Consider the following 19514-nt stretch of genomic DNA (forward strand, 5'->3'; position numbering starts at 1 on the left):
TTTTAAATAAAAAAAGCAGAGAGCTTGGTACTAGCCATTGTTTAAAATGGACACCAAGTAACTCTGCTTTTTTATTTGTGTAACTTTTTAGTAGCGATTATCTTGTTGTTTTTTTCTTCGAGTTTGTCTTATGATGAAAATCGTTGTAAGGAGCACAAGAAGTCCTATTCCTGTTGGAAGCCAAGTTCGAATATCTCCTGTTTTAGGAAGACTCATAATAATGAATCGTTGCGGTTTCTCAGTAACGTTTTGTTTGGAGCGGATCGCTTTTTCTTTTGAACTTGTTATCTTGCTTTTAGAATTCTGTGGGGTTTTATTCGCAACATCTTTATTTGTATCTTTTCCAGGTTTTCCAGGCTTGCTAGGTTTTCCAGGCTTGCTAGGTTTTCCAGGTTTGACAGAGGTTTGCTTTTCATCATTTATGACTGTGACTTGAATGGCACCATTTAATTTTAATGGAACCACTGATGATTCTGCTTTACCTAACGATAAACGAGAGGATGGTCCCTCTTCTTCAAGCAACTCTTTTTCGTAGCTCAGTAGAACTTGATATTTTCCAGCTTCCGCTTTCACAGCGCTTGCGTCCATCAGGATGCTTGCTTGGTCATCGATGACTTGTCCGCTTTTTTCGCTGATTACACTTGGACTTGCTTTTTGGCGAATGAGATTCTCTAGGATACCGGCTGATTCAGCTTCTTTGACTTCGCTTACTTTCAACTGGATATTCGTTCCCTTAATTCCCCAAGGATCTCTTGACCATTTTGCGATCAGATTCAAACCGCCAACTGGCATTTTGAAAGAAGAGCTTACTTTTCCTGCTTCGCTATACCAGCCTTCAAATGTGTATCCTAGGCGTATTGGTTTAGCAAGGGTATCCAAGTTGACTTTGCTATCCGTTGCTGCAAGAAAATCCGCTGGTTGTGTTGAAGGGTCTCCCCCGTTTACATCAAAAGTGATGGTTTGATCGAGGGCTTTCCACTTCGCTACTAGCTTCGCGCCATCTGCTGGCATTTTGATCTCACTAGAAACTGGTTTTTCGCCGATATACCAGCCTAAAAATGCGTATCCAGCTCGGGAAGGATCAGCAACTGTACTTAAATCAACGTTTGTATCTGTCGGAGCGATAATATCAGCTGGTTTGCTTGCATTATCTCCGCCGTTCACGTCAAATTTGATCGTTTGGTCAAGGGCTTTCCACTTCGCCTTTAAGTTTAATCCACCAACTGGCATCGTGATCTTTCCGCTTCGTTGATTATCTTTTTCATCGAACCACCCTAAAAATTCGTAACCCTTTCGTGATGTCGTTGCTTTATCAAGATCGACTTGTGAATTTGTTGGAGCTGCGATCGGTGAAACAGTCGATCCACCGTTTGCGTGGAATGTAATGATTTGATCTGAGGCCGACCATTCAGCTTGCAAATCTAGCCCGCCTGCCGGCATTTTGATCGTTCCTGTTACAAATTCCCCATCCACTTTATTCTTCCAGCCAACAAATGTATAACCTGAATAAACGGGTATCGGAATTTCACTGATATCAATGTCACTATCGGTTGGCAGGGTGATGTTAGCCGGTTGTGTTGTTAAATCGCCACCATTCACATCGAAAGTGATTGTTTGGTCAAGGGCTTTCCACTTCGCTTTTAAGGCTAGTCCTCCTGCTGGCATCGTAATAGTTCCTGATACCTTATAATCGCCTTGATACCAACCTAAAAATTCGTAGCCGGATCGAACTGGATCTGCTATGGCATTTAAATAAACGGAACTATCCGTTGAAGCGACAATATCGCTTGGCTTACTCCATTCTTTTCCGCCGTTGACATCAAATGTAATCGTTTGATCGAGCGCTTTCCAATGAGCTTTCAAGTTTAATCCGCCAATCGGCATGGTGAAGACATTCGGCATTTTGGTTGTTCCATTATACCAGCCTGTAAATGCGTAGCCGGACCGAGTTGGTTCTGCAATTTTACTTAGATCAACTTGATCACCAGTTGGAAGAGTGATATCTGCTGGTTCACTTGTCGTATCTCCGCCCATTACATCAAATGTAATCGTTTCAGGAATCCCGATGTAATGTGCATACAAAACTGTATCTAGGTTACCAACTTCATAAGGGAATTCTACTTTTTCTCCCTCTGTTTTGGCTGTATACCAGCCAGAAAATGTGTAACCTGCTTTGCTTACGACTGGTCCTGTAGCAATTTCACCGCCAGGATACTTAAACACTTCAGTTGTGCTGAGTCCTGTTCCGCCTTGAGCATCATAACTGATTTTTGTCGGTGTCATTATTCCTACATTGATACCGATTGCTTCTTTTGAACTTGGTTCTATGCTGCTAATCTGAGCTTCTTTTTGATCTGCAGATACCTCGACTCGGTCACTCGCAACAAAGCGTTTGCTATCGTCTGTGACAGGACTCGTTATCACCACATCAATCAACTTTGTTTTTTCTAAGCCGACAAATTCATAACTTCCAGCTTTGCCATTGATGGTTTTCGTTGTGGTTGAAGCAACGATATTCTTCGTTCCAGTTTCGTAAGCTGTGACATTTATTCCGTTTAAGCCTGCTTCATCTGGGGTTACAAGTCCGTCTCTATTTTTATCTTGGAAAACTTGTCCTTTAACTACCCCTGTTTGCAGGCGAATCGCTACAGCTTCACTTGGAACACTAGTAACGACGCCATCAAGCGATCTGCGAACAAGTGCTTTATAAATATTTACATTTCCTGCATCTCTATCTGCTGTTTCTTTATCCATGTCAATATCGAAAGTTATGAAGTCTTCACCGGGATTGTCTGTCGTTGCTTTTTCAATCGTATTGATTTTATCTTTCGTTTGGATGTAAACAGCACGAATTTCAGTTTTATCTTCTATTTCATCCCAGGTTTTCCACTTTGGAGAATTAAACTGTAATTCATATTCCGTTGCATATAACACGGTGTAGTTATACTTGTTTAAAGATAGATCCAATGGTTCTGTTAAATTCACTGTCCAACCAAATTTTTCTTTTTGTAACTGGTAAGATGGATCCGTTGTCTCGTTTCGTTTCGGGATCGGAATGATCGTTTGATAGCCATCCACTGTTTTTCCAGATGAATTTAAAATTTTAAGACCATACTGCGAATGACCTTCTGGATTTAAATCGATGATCGTATTTGGCGTTCCATCATAATTGATAAACGCTCCACCATCTAAATTCGCTGCTGTCGTCACATTAAAATCAATATTGGCTTGGATAATAAGGTTTGCTGCCGGTAACGCTGTAAAGATGTTCTCCGTTACTTTTCGTTCACCTAGCTCATATTTATTTTTATCCACGCCCATTAATTTGTTTGTGTTTCGAATGGCTACTTTAGAATCCATCGGCTCCATGTAAATTAAATTTGCTAGGGAATGCGTTTTTGTTGGACTCGTCTTAGAAACAGAAATACCTATTTTAATATTTTCAGTTCTTCTTTTAGGAGTAATTGCTGCGTTTACTTCATAGTCTGGGATAGAGAATTGATAAACTTTTGCGCCTGTATTATCCGTCATTTCAGTAACCGTCACGCTACCAGATGCGACAGTAAATTGATTCCCTACGCTATCCACCGCGACAAAGTTATCTGGTGTGATTGTAATATCTCCCTCTTCACGAGCATATAGATTGATTCCCTTAAAAGCCGAAACCATACCATCATTTCCATCTCCTTTTACAATAACCGAAGAAAAAACGTTGGCTTGCTCTCCGCCGAATAAATTCGCACCTGAGCTCCGCACAAGTCCAGCAAAATCAGCATTTTTAGTCACCGTAACGGAAGCTTTCGTCGTTTCTAATTCACCGAGCGGCGCATCAGCATCTCCGTATCTCAGTTCATTATTAATGGTATCGCCAATTTGAACAGAAGCTTTCACATTCCCATAAAACTGGAGTCCACCTGTTCCGAAATATTCACTGCTTGAGCCGGAATAATCGGCTGGAACGTCATCTGTCCATTCAACAGAGGCAATATATTCACCTTCGGCTTGTTCATATTTGGCTAAGTCAACGATTTGGTCCACATTTTCCGTAGAACTGTTATCTGGAACATTCACCACTCGCCCTGTTGTCGTTGTTAATTTAATGTTCTTCGTTTTTCCGCCTACAGTAGCGACACGCATTGCCTGTACTTTCAATTGATCTGTATCGAAACTGGCTTCAAATTTTTGATTGGTTACGGGTTGGATTTGTTTATTTTGTATATTGAATTTTCCTAAATAAGAGTAATTTGATCCCTCATTTTTCGGAAACTGACGAGAACTGTCTGATGAAGTTAATTTGTTTTCAAATTCTTTTGCAACCTCGACACCTACTTCAGCTTTCGAAATGAGTGGAGCACCAACAACCTCTTCGCGATTGTTGGCTTGATAATTTTGCTTACCAGTAGTTGCTACATGTAGCGCTGTTCCAGCTTCAATATCTTCAGGATCAACTCCTTCTGCAAAAGCCACTTTATAATAAATACTTCCCATGGCTAACACTTGTTTTGCAGAAACAATGGCGTACTTATATTCGTCATCTTCTTTTTCGGGTAGTTCCTGAATCGAAACTGAAGCAGCTTGTGGGAAGACAGCCGCTTTTAAATCCAAGCGTTTATCATATTTCACTTCATATGAATAGGAATCTAGGTAAGCTCCCACACCTTCAATGGCTTGTCCACCAGTTGTCATGAAATAAAAGGTTCCCGTAGAAAATGTCCCTGTTTCCCCGCGGAAAACTTGCTTATATTTTTGCGAAGCTTTCGCAAAAAATCGTGGAACAATCTTTGCACCTGACAATAAAGTGATTTTTTCGAAAGATTCATGATAGAAATTTTCATTTCCTGATTCTGAATAGCTCACTTCAATTGGATCGATGTAGTTTCTTCCGCCGCCTTCATTAATCAAGAAACGATTATTTACGCCTAGTGTGATTGTCATATTCACTGTGGAAACAGTATTGGCTAGCTCATATGTGACCGTTCCAGAGCTCACCATATCTTTTCCATATATTTTCGGATATTCTATCGTTGCACCTGTCACAACAGAAGCTAATTGGCTTGAAAGCGCTGACCGGTCAAAAACAAGTTTTCCTCCGCTTCTTTTGAATCCTGGTAAAGAGCTATATTCAAATTCCTTAGAAAGCTTGATCGTTATTTTTTTCCCAGCTACAGGACTTGGATTGAAATGAGCTTCTAGAGATAAATTATTATCAAATCTCTCTGCCCCAATAAAGTTCTCCCATTTGTAGGAATGCACGTTATCTCCGGCAAGTGATTGACCATTGAAACTAGCCTCTGGAGCTTCTCCTTCTGTCTTTTCTAACTTAGGTTTTGCAGTTTCTTCACTTAAAGGTTGATTTTCCTCTGGTATAGTTTCTTTTTTTGGAGACAGATTTTCCACTTCTTTTCCAGTTGAATCTGTTTCGGTAGGTTCCTTAGAAAGAGACTCTTTTTCCCCTGCATCAGTAACTTGTGCTGAACTCGGAGCAGTTGCTGGCTCTTGTTCTGCTCTCCCTACAGTTGGGACAATAAATTGCAGTACCAGTGCCATTACCGTGACTATTATCAGTCGTTTTTTTATCTTCATTGTTATCCCCCCATATTTTCAATTATTTTTAGTTGATTTTTTTATCATCAAGAAATCGTTTTTATTTGCTACTCGTGCCGGGCTGAAAAGTTTGATGTACAAATATTGCCACACGTAAAGTAGTGCCCCCGAGGCTAATATGCTTACGATACCAATCCCAATTCGAAAAATAAGTTGCTTGCCCCAAGTTGCCGCTTCGATATTTGTAAGCAGGAAATGGCTAGCACTCAAGCATAGGTAATTCACGCCACCCAAGCTGATACATGAAATTAAAGCGAGAGTCTTTCTTGAAGATAAATTTGTTCCGTATTTCGAATGTCCTTCTTCTATCAGCCAAAAAAGACATTGCCACCAGTAAATCAAAAGTATTAGGAATACATATTGAATGGGAATACCTGGAATTTGAATCATCACAAGCCCGATCAATTGAATCGCCAAAAATGTGATCAGATAGGCGACGGTTTTCGCGTCAAGCTGCTGATTGATATGCCATTTTTGATATCTTTTCACTCGTTCGAGACTCTTTTTATTTTTAAACAAGTACCAGAGTGAAAAAATGAAACTAAGATAGATTACCGTGAAAATAGCTAATAACAACGTGCAAACTGTAAAGAACGCTATGATAAATGAATTAGCCATGTCTATGCTCCCTAGATTGTTCTAGTCTTGCTGTAAATTCTTGCGCCTTCTCTTCGTTTGTTGTGACTAGGTGGGCAATCACATTGGCTTCATTTTGGAACAGATGTAAATAGCCATGTGAAAGAAAAATTGGATCGGGTACCGAGTTGCTAAGAATCACGATTTCGCTATGATCGAAAAAGCTTAAAAAATCAATATGATCGTCTAAAACGGTTTGCTGCCCCCTATTTGTATTAATCACAAATCCATCTACAGCTTCATCAAAAAGCGTTCCGTCTGGAGAAACAATTTTCAACTTCATTGTAAGTCTCTCCTTTCTGCTTATAAATCTTTGTGCGAGCCAATAAACAAGAAATCTCGCTCAGATCGGTCATCATAGTATCCGTCTAGTATCCGCTCAACGCTTTCAAGTAGATCTTCAATTTCGACAAAAGTTCCTTTTTTGCCTGTAAATCGTTCGGATACATGAAATGGTTGGGAAAGGAAGTTGCGGATTTTTCTAGCACGTCCCACCAAGTTACGATCCGCATCACTTAGCTCTGCCATTCCTAATACGTTAATGATTTCCTGCAATTCTTCGTAACGCTGCAAAATAAATTTAACCTGCGTCGCGAGTTTATAGTGGCGTTCCCCAACAAAATCTGGATGGAGCGATCTTGAGACCGATTGTAGCGGATCGACGGCTGGGAATATCCCGAGTGAAGAAATTGATCGGTCTAAGACAATCGTTGAATCTAAATGGCTAAAAGTGACAACTGCTGATGGATCATCAATATCATCGGCTGGCAAAAAGACGCACTGGATGGATGTGATGGCCGCTTTATGGGTCGAAGCGATTCGGTCTTGGAAATCGCCAACTTCTTTAGCGAGTGTGGACTGATAGCCGCCCGTGATTGGGATTTTTCCTTGTAACGAGGAAACTTCTGTCCCAGCTTGAATAAATCGGAAAACATTATCAATAAAGAACAGCACATCTTTTTCTTCGACGTCGCGTAAGTATTCTGCGATGGTTAGACCGGTTAAAGCTACGCGCATTCGTACTCCCGGAGACTCATTCATTTGTCCAAGGACAATCGCCGTTGTTTCTAGCACACCGCTTTCAGACAGTTCGTGGTAAAGTCCGCGCCCTTCTCGAACGCGCTCGCCTACTCCGGTGAAAACTGCATAGCCGCCCATCAAGCTGGTATTGTTGATCATTTCTTGCATCAAAACGGATTTCCCAACTCCTGCTCCACCAAAAAGTCCGGTTTTACCGCCTTTTAAAACGGGACACATCAAATCGATCACTTTTATTCCCGTGTAGAGAATTTCTTTGTCCGGGTTTAATTCCGTCAGTCGCGGCTGCTTCTGGAAAATGGAGCGTCGTTCTGAGGCTTCAACTTCTGGTCCATGATCAATGGCACGACCATAAACGTTAAGCATTCGTCCTAAAACTTCTTTTCCGACAGGTACTCGAATGGGGTGATTTAAATTCACCACTTCAGCGCCACGTTTTAAGCCGTTTACTTCTCCTATTGCAATCGCAGAAATGGTATTGATCCCAATGTGCTGAACGACTTCCGCAATATAAGTCGTTTCCCCGATTTTGTATTCAAGTGCATAGCCAATTTCTGGAAGTTCGAATTCTTTAAACTCGATTTTCAATACAAAACCGACGATGCTTATGATATTTCCTGTACTTTTTTTCTTCATCTTACTCGTCCTTCCTAATTGACTGGGCACCACTAATAATGTCTAACAATTCACTTGTTTTTTGATTCAATTCTTTTTTCTTGGTTTTGAAAATCACATCGCTAATTTGATCGGAAATGTTATCTTTTGCTTGTTTCATTGCGATTCGCCGCATGCAGTATTCACTCGCGACTGAATAGCAAAACATGCTGTAAAGTAAGCCGCATAAATAATTCTCAAGTAATAGCTTTTCGATTTCTTCGTCCTCTTCCTCATAATCCAAGATATAGTCGAACTCTTTTGCGTCATTTTCTTGTTCAGCAGAAAGACTGGGGTAAATTTTTTCGTACATCGCTTCAGAATTTACGGCATTGAGATATTTGGTGAAAATAACATAAACAGCGTCTGTTTCTTGATTTACAATTTGCTTGATCAAGTCTTCTGTGATTGCAATCGTGGTTTCTACGGTGATTTCTTCTAATTTAAGTTGCAAGTTTGCCTTGACCTCTTGATCTAAGCTTTGCAAGTAGCGATTTCCCTGCTCGCCGATGACCACCCAATCAATTATGACCTCGTTCCCTAAATCCTGTATCAACTGATCAATTTGTGAAAACACCTCATTATTGTAGGCTCCACAAAGTCCACGCTCCGAAGTGATAACAATCGCTGTCACTCGCTTTACTTTCGCTTCATCTGGCATGAGATACATCGTTTTTTTCATCCAGTTCAGGCTCTTAAGAATCGTTTCGTAGTAGCTCACAGCCGCTTCAGCTTTTTCTCGCAAATAAGATAGTTTCCCAAGAGTGGCAAGTTCTGTCACCCGAACAATTTTATAAGTCGAATTGAGAACCTTTAGCTTCTTCTTTAGTTCACTAGCACCACTCATTCAAAAAAGCTCCTTGTTTTTTTAATAATTTCCTCAAATAAGACTTCATGCGCCTCGCTCAGCTCATCAATTTGACCCAGTTGATTCTCGTAGTTTTCAAACTCACTGACTTGACTTGCATTTTCAAATAATAAAGCTTTAAAGGCTTGAATTTGGTCTGCTGGAACTTGAGACAAAAAATCATGTTGGAAAGCATAGAGCATGATGGTCAGTTCTGCTACCGATAAAGTTTGTAGTGGACTTTGCTTGAAAAGTTCTAGTAGTATTTGACCATCTGTCACAATTTTCATGTTTCCTTCGTCTAACGTATTTCCAAAATCCAGCAATTCTTTTAGTTCTTCAAATTGAGATAAAATTAGCGTCAAATTCTTGCTTAAGCTGCGGACAATCGGATGCTGCGCGTCTCCTCCGATTCGAGAGACCGAAACCCCTACATTGATAGCAGGCTTCTGTCCGCGATTGAATAAATCTGATTTCAAAAACAGCTGTCCATCCGTAATCGAGATCACATTTGTTGGGATATACGCCGTAACATCATCCGATAAAGTTTCAATGATCGGCAGTGCCGTAATTGAGCCCCCGCCATTTTCTTGATTCATTTGAACGGCTCTTTCTAGAAGGCTGGAATGAATATAAAAAGTGTCTCCCGAGTAAGCTTCCCTTCCAGGCGGACGATTGAAAAGCAAACTAATCGCCCGGTAAGCATTCGCATGTTTCGTCAAATCATCAAAAATGACGAGTACATCTTTCCCTTGATCCCTTAAATGCTCTGCGACAGCCATTCCTGCATAGGGGGTCAAATACTGTGCCGTTAAAGAATCGCTCGCCGTGGTTGCAATAATGGTCGAATAAGCCATAGCACCTTGCTCTTTCAAGGTTTTAATTACCTCAGCGATATAAGCGCCTTTTAATCCGATGGCAACATAAACACAGTGTACATCTTGATTTCGTTGGTTAATGATCGTGTCTATCGCAATTTGCGTTTTTCCCGTTTGGCGATTCCCTAAAATAAGTTGTCGTTGCCCTTTACCAATCGGCGTTATCGAATCAATAACCGCTATCCCCGTATTCATCGGTCGATTGATGTTGTCAATTTCCATAATATGCGGAGTTGGACTAAAAAGCGGTCGGCGTTTTTCGGCCGGATGTGCCTCTTCGCCGTCTAGCGATTCGCCCGTCACATCAATGATTCGATTCGACATATCTTCGTGTACAGCAACACCCATAGAATAAGCTAGCAACTCCACTTCCATTCCTTCAAGGATGGCATTTGTGTCGTCGATCAACCCGATTCCAACGCTCGCTTCATTTAATTCGAGAATAATACCTCGATACGTTTTATCCACGATCACCGACTGATAAAGCGCCGCATCATCAAGTCCAGAAGAGTAGATGATGCCATCTGATACTTTTTCCACTCGGCCATTTTCCTTTAGATACTCCAAATCAACTGGTTTTTCATATTTCTCAATGTCGAAAAGTATGGATTTCAAAGCATCACCTCCATTTCAATTTTTTCAGCAGAATGTCTGATTAATTCTTGATAACTTCTATCAATAACCCTCGTGCCGTAGTAAATTATCACTCCACTAATCAATTCTTTTTTCACTTCATAATTGACCGAGTAGTTGGGATACCTTTCCTGCCAAATAGCATGAAATTTTTCTATCGCTTCTTGATCCGTCACAATAACTCGGATTTCCTCACTATAAAAATGAACTTTGTAGACTTGCATGTAATTTTGATAAATATGTTTCATTTCTTTATAAGAAAAGTTCAACACCATGTAAAACAGAAACTGAATAAATTCCTCGTCTAAGCCTTTTAACAAACCATTATCATTCATCACTCGAATTTTTTGTTCCGGCGATAAGTAACTGCTTTGATAGATTTGCCGGATATCAGTTTGCAAAATTCTTTTGTGAAATTTTTGGAAAGACTTCGCAAATTGATGAAGCTCAGACTCTCCGTAAATTTCAAACAACCGCAAGATAATTCGATAAGGAAGAGCAGAACGGATTTTTTCAGCATAAACAAGTTTGTCAAAGGCCGTCATGGCATCTATAAAAAGAGCACTTTCTTTTTGCCTTGATGCGGTAACCACTTCTTGCATAAAGCGTTCTTTATAGTCCCTTAGCAAGCGTTTCTTTACTTGTGGTGCGATTTCTGAATTGGGCGCCGCTTCATTCGGACGATCAAAACTTACATTTGGCCGCCTTTCTAGCTCTCGGGTGTATTTTCTGTTTTTAGCTAAAAGTTCTTCGATTTGGGTTAGAAATAGCTTTTCTTTCTGCACACTTTTTCGCTTTATCTCTTGATTTTTTCGTTTTTCACTCGAAATCGTAGAACCTTGTTGCTCAACCTTAGCTAAGAGATGCTCTTTTTCAACGGAATCATCTTGGCTTAAAGCGGAGAAAGCTTTTGTAAAAACCATCTCTATTTTTTGCAACGAAAAACGCAAAATATGCAAGAACCCGATTACAAAAATGGTATATATCGTGATAGTTTGAATCACATTTTCCATAAAATTCTCCATTCGTCACACAAAAGGATTCATCCAAAGCAAAACGATCGCAATCGCTAAAGAAAATAGCATCAATGCTACGATCATCAAAAGGCCTAAGAGTAAACCGCTCATAACTTCCTTTTTGGCATTGGGGTTCTTTCCTATTATTTCTGTTGCTCGACTCACTGAAATTCCTTGTCCAATGGCCGCACCTAATGTGGCTAATCCCACTGCAATTGCAGCACCTAATATGCTACATGCCACTACTAAATCCATTTTTATTCCTTCCTTTCTAAAGCTTGCTACCGAGGATAGCTATAAAGTAAAAGTTGACCTTTCTCGTCAAAAACTGAGATTCGATAATGAAAGTTGTCTTTTGAAAGTTTGGAAATGGTTTGAATTAGGTGTACTTTCCCTTCCTCACTAGCTTTTACTTCTTGCTTATCGTAAATCGTCCAATCTCCTGGTTTTGCATTACTTTGCCGTTCCGTAACAAGTTGATACACTGCATTTAATGCGCCGTTCATTTGAAAGACCAAATCATAAGTGGCATCTTCTGAAGCCAGTAAATCTTCCGTTTTCATCATCGTGTTTGCCTTTTCCGTTTGAGCTTCCATATTTTCAACCGACTTGCCACGCTGTGTTTCTTTTGATTCAGCATTTTTTTGCTGAAAAGGAGTTAATTCGAGTTGTAAATCAGCGTTTTTACTATATAGCAGCGCTTTTTTGATCGGATATTCAAACGTTTTACTGGCACGCGTTTTTTTATGCACTGCGCTCAGTGTGAGCTTTCCTTCTAATAGTGCTTCTTTATCCACTAGATCTGGAACCAACACAAGTGTTCCTTTTTCCTGACTGATGAGTTGATAATCCACTTGTTCATTACTTGCTTGATCCACCAGTTCAACTTTTGAATCCTTGATTTCATAGTCACTCGAGGCCCAATCATAATCAATCAAAATCCGATTTTCCTTAGAAATAGTTGCCTTCAAATTTTTCAAAACAGTGGCTTGCATCGTGTAGTATTTTTCCGATTTATCCAGCTCGATCGTTTGACCATTTTTGAGTTCAATTTGAAGTTGAAATTCATAGGCAGAATCCGGCGCTAGCCCTGTTAAATTTACAACATCTCCTTTCCCATTCAGCAGGTTCGCATTGCTATTCGTATAAAAATGATCGCCGTTTGGTTTGATGACTTTGAGCCGCACTTTTTTGATCCCATCGACACGCGTATCAAGAGCTACATTTAGTTTCATGGTCGTACTCGTGATGTGCTCCATTTGATAAATCGCGGAAACAGTTTGCGTTTGAAAGGAAGCACTTTGCACTTTCATTTCCTGAATCCCAGCTTCTTTCCCTAAATCGTAATGATAGACAAATTCCAAGTGATAGTTTTTATTCGGCGATAAGTGACTTAGCATCACTTCCTGATTTACAGCTGAAACGTACTGCGTATCTACCGCCTTTTTCGTGTTTTCGTCGATCACACTTACTTTCGTTGTACCAATAAGGGTGTTGCTTGGATCCGCAAATTGATAATTCACTTTCACGCTTGTTACTCCAGGCGCAATATAGCCAATTTTCAAGACAGGAATGCTTCTTTCCAATTTTTGATTGATTTCTTCTATTTTTTTCACAATATCCGCATAGTTATCAATTTTGTTCAATTCTTTTTGCGGATTTGGCGGCTCTTCGCTACTTCCCTGCTTTCCTTGGTTATTAGTACTCGCAGACGCACCTAGATCCGCACCGCCGCCGCGGCCATCTGAAGCACCAGACTTAGATCCTGATTCTGATGCCTCACCATTTCCCGCGCCTCCAGCCGCTTTGCTACCTTTAGAATTCAAGCTCTCGCCGTATTTTCTCTTGGCTTTCACACCTTTACTGGCTTCCGTAGCTTTCGCTGATTTAGCTAGCGCCATTTTCCCTTTTTCTTGCTTAGCGTTTAAATCTTTTTGTTCTTTTTTTGACGTGTCTTGTTCAGTTTCTGTATCTTGCAGCACAACTTTTTTATTGTCACTTCCACCAAAGCTAGCTAAATCAATTTTTCTTTTGCCAATCGTGTAAGTCTCATCACTCGCATCAAGAACCGTTCGGTCGTTAACCTTTAGCGTCATGTAGCCAAGATAGCGGCTTTTTTTATTTTTTTCATAAACCGTCACACTTCCTGATTTGTCGATTAGAAGAAGCGGCTTAGAAACTTTTCCAATCTTCTCATCGCCCAAATAAAGCGTCGCATCAGCGTTTAGATAATATTGCCGATTAGCTAGTTTGACAATGCTCTTATCCGGGATTTCCGAATCTTTATATCTGTAAGAATCCTTTTCAGGTTGGTAAACTTTCCGTGCCTTCAACTTGCGACTGACACCGTTTACGTCAATAACAGGAACCGCCCCTGTAAAGAGCAAGCCTTGTTGCTTCAAATAAAGCATGGAACTCGGCATGATTTCATTGCGCGTATCTTTATTATCATCTTCTGCAATCATTTGTTTATCGTCCCAGCTCTTATAAAGCAAGTTGCCTTTTCGAAATTGCAGCGTTTCCTGTTCGCTATTTAAAACCCGACCATCATCAGGGATAGAAATCAAATCATGTTGCACTTCTTTCGCTCGCCCCCAGACGATGACAGCCACGACAATAATCGGTATCGCCGCTAAAATCAAGCCTATTTTCCAGATAGGTTTCATACGCCCTCCTCCTCCACTTCATTCTTTTTTAGTACTTTGCAAATAATTAATCAGCATCGTTGCGATTTTCTCGCCAAATTTTCCGGTTTCAATGAAACGATCTATATTAACCTAGAAAAAACGGCAGACCGAAAGCACTAATATTTTGTTGTAAAAGAATAAAGTTGGATGTTTTTTCATACACACGTGTTTCGTTTGTCGGCGTTTCATACGTGATAATCATCTTCCCTAAGAAACTTTGACCTTCCATGGCACCAGCTACGCTAAAGTGTTCCGCTGCAACAAAAGGATAGCTTCCCGGTAGCGGCACATTTTTACTCGCTAAAAGTTTGGTCCGTTCATTATTTCCACCAAAATCAATCAGCTCGTAAAATTCCATCTTGATGTTTTTTATTTTTGCTGAACCCGGTCTAACTTCTTTGGCTTGAAGCTTCACTTTTTGATTTTCAGCATCTAGCGTCAAAGTAAGCGAGTTTGACGTCACATATTCATCGTCCGTTGTAAAGTTAAACGTTGTGCTCCAAGGCCGCTTTCCTTGCCCGTTTAAGTTATCGTAATTCGTACTGATCATAAGCGTGTATCCAGTCCCCGGCTCAAGTTTCGTAAAATCATTCACCCAGCTGACCGTGTTGCCACCTGTGAATTGCCCATTTTTCACTTCTTCTCCAGTTTGAGTTTTACGAAGTGAATAGCTAAATTGTTTCGAAGGACCACCGACAAAGTAGCTTTGCGGATCATTATAAGAGAATTTCACAGTGGCTTTTCGCGTTGAAACACTCTCTAGCGTGATCGGAGCTACGACATTCGCAGGAGGTGTAATATAAATTTTCTTAGCATCGCTTAGAAATACCGGCAGCTTAGCCAAATCGGTTTTCATATAAGCGGCAATCACATAAGTTTTTAGGGAAACGTAATTTTGCGTTCCATCATTATCATAAATCGACATGGTAGGTTTTTTGCTCATATCTTCAAAGACAGCATCTGGAGACAATGTTGAAAGTTCTTGTTCAAGTGCCCCTAAATCATCAAGCGATGAGCTTACTTTTGACGCATCATACAAGCGATACTCGATGCCCGTTAAAACATTGCTTTCATCCGTATATTGAACCTGTCCTTGAATATCTCGGCGTTCAAATACAGGGCTCCATTTGTAGGTACTAGCATTCATTTTAGGCAAGCTTTTTTCTGTTTTGATTTCCTCTGAATAATAAACTTTCGCCTTTTCACCTTCGCCATCCAGTAAGTCATACTTGCCCTCTACCTTTAAGACATAAGTCGTATTCGGGGATAATCCACTGATTGATAGCCCTCTAGTCGGCAAGCTCTCAACGCGTTTCGAATCCACCAAAGTCATTCCGTCTTCTTTATACACCTTCAAGTAAAGTTCGTTTTCATCATTGGTTTGAACAGTCGTCTCATCTTCGTCTTTTCCAATCACATCAAGACTCACACGCTTGTCATAAACATGGAGGTTTTCAGCTGAAATTTCTGGAACTTTCAGGGCTTTTGTTTGGATACTTTCTGTCGTTTGTTCCTCTTTTTGCTTCACCGAATAGAAATCAAATTTCGAAGCATTTACCGCTTCATCCACCAAGCTCCCCGTGGCAAAATCCGCGTAACGCCCGTTAATTTGTGCCACATAACTTCCATTTTCTTGCCGAATTAGCTTGAAAGGATCACCCTCTTCACTATCGCTCGTTAACACGCCGCTACGATAAGCGAGGTATTTCTTTTCGCCGCTCAGCTTAAAAATAACGTTCGAAATATTTCCTTTCGCATCCGTGCTTCCTTTTTGCAAAGTGAAAACTGCAGCTGACGTATGGCTAGAAACGGTAGCAAGGCCTTCATCCAATGCACTTACAAATGAATGTCCGTCATCTACCGCCATGTAAAACTTACCTTCTAATTTTTGATTGTCCATTTTGTTTTCTATATGATCGAGCTTGGTGTTTAATGTCAGCTTATACAAATTATCAAACCAAATATTGCCAAAAGGCAGACCAAGTTCTTGCTTAGCAAATCGGTTGTCACCCGACTTAGTAGCCAAATAATCTGGCTTCGAACTATTTTCATCCGCTAATTCATAAGTGGCTTGTATCGTTGCCGCTTGCGCCACACTATCCGGATGCGCAACTAAATCTATTTTTTTGTCATTCAGGACGATTTGTGTAGCCACTTGCGGCGTTTCAAGCACCAATCGTGGAAGTTTCTTCGTGACAAGCGTTAGATCTTTGACTGACTCACCATCTACAGTGGTATATTTTCCACTCGTGGATAAAGTAACTTCTTTGTCACTCGGAATTCCAAGCGTCACGCTATTCTTGCCGTTTTCAAGCGGCTGTTCGTTTCCATCCGAATCGGTCATTTTTAGCGTACCCGGGACAATCGTACTTTCGCCGTCATTGACATAAACATTCATTTTTACTGCCGTTTTCGTCCGGCTAAGAATCTCATATTCAGCTGTTGGCTTCTCTTTTTTAATTTGAACCGGCTCGGATTCAAATTGCAGTTGATGTGTCTCGTAATTATCATTCCAAGTCACAACAGCTTTGATTACATAAGTATAGCCACGACCCAGCCGCTTATTATTCAAATCAAAATACACATATTTTTTAAAATCAGACGTATTGGTGACTTCTTGCTCTACTAAAGCATTTCCTAAATCATCGCTCTTGTAGATCGAATACTTAATGGAAGTTGTTGCATGATGCTCATCTTTAAATGACGCCTTATTTTCATTAAAACCTACTAGCCCGCCGATGCTCATTTTCTCGCTGCGATAATCCACTAATACCGTTTCAGCAGTCGGGGCTTCTTTTTTGGTTTTGAAGATAAAGTCGCCTTCGATTGGCACTTCGTTACTCCCACTGTCTTTGCCGTCTTCAATTTTAATGAGGTATTTTTTATTCGCATCTAAATCCTCAAATAAATAATTTTTCCCATTTGTGCTCATTAAATCCGTGAAGTCTCCTTTTAAAGAAACTGTTTTAACAAGCTCATTCGTTTCGCTATCATATAAATTCAGCTTTGCCTCTGTTAACTTAGCAGCAGAATCCGATAGTCGAACATTGATCGTTCCTTCCGAACTACCCATAGAATGAATTTCAAAAGTAGCCGTTACTTTAGCAACATTTAATGTTTTAAAGACTGGCGACCTTCCAATGATTTGATTCACTTGGATGCCCGCTCCGTCATCTAAGTTATAAGACCCTTCTAGCATCACAATGTAATTCGTCTCACTTTCCAGTCCATCAAACTCCACTAAATTCGTGATGTCCTCTTTCTTTTTCAGCTCTTTAGAGGCCACATAAGAACCGCTTATTACACCGGATTCATCTGTTTTGTAGAGACGTAAAACTGGATGCGTGAGGTTATTATAAAGAATCGTTTCATCAGCATCGTCAATTTCGTAGTTGATGGCTAGCTGGTCTTGATCCGCTTCTTTAAGTGAAAAATGGACGGTAGGCTTCGCTTTTTTCCCAACGACTACACTATTTGATACTGGAGATGCGATCGTATAATCTGCTTGACCATTGTTTCCAGAAATGTAAGCGACGAAAACATAGTCTCCATCACTCATATTTACAGTACGCCCGACTTTGACCGCTGCATTTTTCCGTTCAGCATCAACCACTGAATAGGCATATTCTGTCGCTTTGCTTCCATTTTTCTTGTAATCATCTTTCAAATAAGCCACATAGCGAATACTTTTGATCGATTGGTCTTTATCAACTAGTTTTACTGGGGAAACCGTAAATTCCCCTTTCGTGCTGTATTCTAAATCAAGCCCTTGAATCGTTGGTTTTGCTTTTAAAGTAGAAGCAATGAAGTACCAGCTATCATCAGTGACGTCCGTTTGGTCAATAATTAGTTGGTTCATTTCCACTAAGTATTCTTTGTTACTATCAATTCCATCTAACTTAACTTCCGTTTGTTTTTTCTCGGTTAAACGAAGAGCGTTGGCATTCACTGTTTTATAAGAACTTGACGCACTATTATTTTCTTTTACTTTAAGCACAAGATTATCCACTTTCCCGTAGAGTTCTGTCGCGTTTAGCTCGACTTTTAAATAATTTTCGCCGCGCTCCACAACTTTGGCATTCAATGTAATCGGCTTCGTTTTAAACAATTGACGGAAGAAAATCGTTTCTTGCGCTTTCCCGCCAGATGACTCGTAGCTGCCTTGCACGATCACTTGATAATCCACATTGAATTTCAATTTCGACACGTTGAAGTTTTGCTTTTTGGCTTTCGGATCAAGCGCGATTCGTTTGACAATTTTATTTTTATCATCATAGACGAGCGCTTCTAAAGACTTCAGTCGCTTTGCTTTATCTGTAATGCCAACTTTTGCATCGACTTGTTGACCCTTCACTTTCAAATCCACATCAACGATCGGCACTTGAAAAGAATCCACATTTTCCGCTTTGTTGATTTTGTCGATAATTTTATTGGCTTCCTCAACATTTTTACTGTCTTGCTTCTTCTGAGCGTTTTTATTCGTGTCAGATTTTGGATCAGCGGATTCTTTTTGAGCACCCGTTTCATTTTTCTTTCCAGACTCGTTCACATTTTGCGAACCTTTCGCTTTGCTCGAATTTGTTCCAGAATTCCCTTTTCCTGATCCCGCTCCATCTGCTCCCTGTGCGGAATTTTCGGAAGCATCACTTTCCGCGCCAGCATCTTGAGCTCCCTTATCTCCTGCACCAGCTGCATCGTTTTCTTTTTGTTTCTTTTCTTCATTTTTATCTTGCTCGGATGGACTCAATTTGTCTGCTGTTTTTTTGCCAATTCTCGCTTCAGCATCATCATCCAACTCTATCTTGATGGACCGAATATCAATCTTTTTTTCTGGGCTACTTCGACTGATAAGCATTTCCTTTGCCAAATCAAAGTTGTAGACGCTGTTTTCCATTTCAATGTAGGCATCACTACTTGATAATTCATCATTCTTCTTTTCTCCAAGTAGCTCTACTTTGCCGTTTTTCTTGAACGAAACGAGTAAATTCTTGGGAAGTTTTTTATTGAGTCCTTCTTTATTTTTTAAATAGGCATTATCTAGGATCATATAGCGCCCTTCAGCAAGCTTCACTACTGTTCCTTTAGGTAATTGCGCAACCACTTTATTCGCCTCATTCATTGCTTTATAAGCTCCCGCACTTCCTTTCACGAAAGATTTCGAGGGCAGCTCTAACAAATCTTTTGCACTTTTAATAGCCACACTTTTTCCTAAAAATTGAATATCTTTATTACTTAAAAATAAAGTCCGAGATATATCCATTTCTTTTACTTTGCTACCATCAATAATTGTTTTTTTATCATTAATCTTGCCACTATCGTATTTGGCTTCTTTTGAGAACGTGACTACTTTCCCTGCGCCACTATACGTATATCCAGCCGCTTTAATTGCATACATCGTATTTTTAGATAGGAAAAACGATGTCAGAAGTGCGCCTACTACAAGGAGCAAGACCGTCAATACGACTAAAACATTCTTTTTCAAGAGAACTTCCTCCTCTTTTAGTGTAATTTATATAAAATT

10 protein-coding genes are annotated in these 19514 nt (G+C 40.2%); all 10 read right to left on the reverse strand.

The genetic code is table 11. From position 1 onward, the window contains the following. Positions 1 to 87: 87 nt before the first annotated feature. Positions 88 to 5583, reverse strand: a complete 5496-nt coding sequence (locus UR08_RS08140) for an InlB B-repeat-containing protein (protein ID WP_115753163.1) — start codon at positions 5581 to 5583, stop codon at positions 88 to 90. A gap of 18 nt (positions 5584 to 5601) precedes the next feature. Beyond that, positions 5602 to 6093: a hypothetical protein gene (locus tag UR08_RS08145; RefSeq protein WP_133296340.1), complete on the reverse strand. Its 492-nt coding sequence runs from the start codon at positions 6091 to 6093 to the stop codon at positions 5602 to 5604. A 121-nt stretch (positions 6094 to 6214) separates the two neighbouring features. Then, entirely contained in the window at positions 6215 to 6523 is a 309-nt protein-coding gene (locus UR08_RS08150) for a F0F1 ATP synthase subunit epsilon (RefSeq protein ID WP_115753165.1), read from the reverse strand. Between the two features lie 20 nt (positions 6524 to 6543). Then, complete coding sequence (gene atpD, locus UR08_RS08155; protein WP_115753166.1) at positions 6544 to 7914, reverse strand: F0F1 ATP synthase subunit beta; 1371 nt, start codon at positions 7912 to 7914, stop codon at positions 6544 to 6546. A 1-nt stretch (position 7915) separates the two neighbouring features. Beyond that, on the reverse strand, positions 7916 to 8779 hold the full coding sequence (locus UR08_RS08160; RefSeq protein WP_115753167.1) for a F0F1 ATP synthase subunit gamma: 864 nt from the start codon (positions 8777 to 8779) through the stop codon (positions 7916 to 7918). Beyond that, positions 8776 to 10272, reverse strand: coding sequence for a F0F1 ATP synthase subunit alpha (locus UR08_RS08165; RefSeq protein ID WP_115753168.1), 1497 nt, complete (start codon positions 10270 to 10272; stop codon positions 8776 to 8778). The genes UR08_RS08160 and UR08_RS08165 overlap by 4 nt, the downstream gene beginning before the upstream one ends. After that, positions 10269 to 11303 carry a F0F1 ATP synthase subunit delta gene (locus tag UR08_RS08170; RefSeq protein ID WP_165849968.1) on the reverse strand — a complete coding sequence of 345 codons (1035 nt, stop codon included), beginning with the start codon at positions 11301 to 11303 and terminating at the stop codon, positions 10269 to 10271. Before UR08_RS08170 ends, UR08_RS08165 begins: the two co-directional genes overlap by 4 nt. A 15-nt stretch (positions 11304 to 11318) precedes the next feature. Then, positions 11319 to 11561 carry an ATP synthase subunit c family protein gene (locus tag UR08_RS08175; protein ID WP_115753170.1) on the reverse strand — a complete coding sequence of 81 codons (243 nt, stop codon included), beginning with the start codon at positions 11559 to 11561 and terminating at the stop codon, positions 11319 to 11321. Positions 11562 to 11587: 26 nt separating this feature from the next. Beyond that, positions 11588 to 13972 (reverse strand): hypothetical protein, encoded by a 2385-nt coding sequence (locus UR08_RS08180; protein ID WP_115753171.1) that lies wholly within the window; start codon positions 13970 to 13972, stop codon positions 11588 to 11590. A gap of 106 nt (positions 13973 to 14078) precedes the next feature. After that, on the reverse strand, positions 14079 to 19475 hold the full coding sequence (locus UR08_RS08185; protein ID WP_115753172.1) for a fibronectin type III domain-containing protein: 5397 nt from the start codon (positions 19473 to 19475) through the stop codon (positions 14079 to 14081). Between the last annotated feature and the right edge of the window lie 39 nt (positions 19476 to 19514).

It is taken from the genome of Listeria kieliensis (assembly GCF_003369925.1).
In the GTDB taxonomy this organism is placed as follows: domain Bacteria; phylum Bacillota; class Bacilli; order Lactobacillales; family Listeriaceae; genus Listeria; species Listeria kieliensis_A.

Bases quoted from the DNA above. Each gene is read 5' to 3' on its own strand.
- UR08_RS08140 (WP_115753163.1), bottom strand. From the start codon at position 5,583: ATGAAGATAAAAAAACGACTGATAATAGTCACGGTAATGGCACTGGTA.
- UR08_RS08150 (WP_115753165.1), bottom strand. From the start codon at position 6,523: ATGAAGTTGAAAATTGTTTCTCCAGACGGAACGCTTTTTGATGAAGCT.
- atpD (WP_115753166.1), bottom strand. From the start codon at position 7,914: ATGAAGAAAAAAAGTACAGGAAATATCATAAGCATCGTCGGTTTTGTA.
- UR08_RS08160 (WP_115753167.1), bottom strand. From the start codon at position 8,779: ATGAGTGGTGCTAGTGAACTAAAGAAGAAGCTAAAGGTTCTCAATTCG.
- UR08_RS08170 (WP_165849968.1), bottom strand. From the start codon at position 11,303: ATGGAAAATGTGATTCAAACTATCACGATATATACCATTTTTGTAATC.
- UR08_RS08175 (WP_115753170.1), bottom strand. From the start codon at position 11,561: ATGGATTTAGTAGTGGCATGTAGCATATTAGGTGCTGCAATTGCAGTG.
- UR08_RS08180 (WP_115753171.1), bottom strand. From the start codon at position 13,972: ATGAAACCTATCTGGAAAATAGGCTTGATTTTAGCGGCGATACCGATT.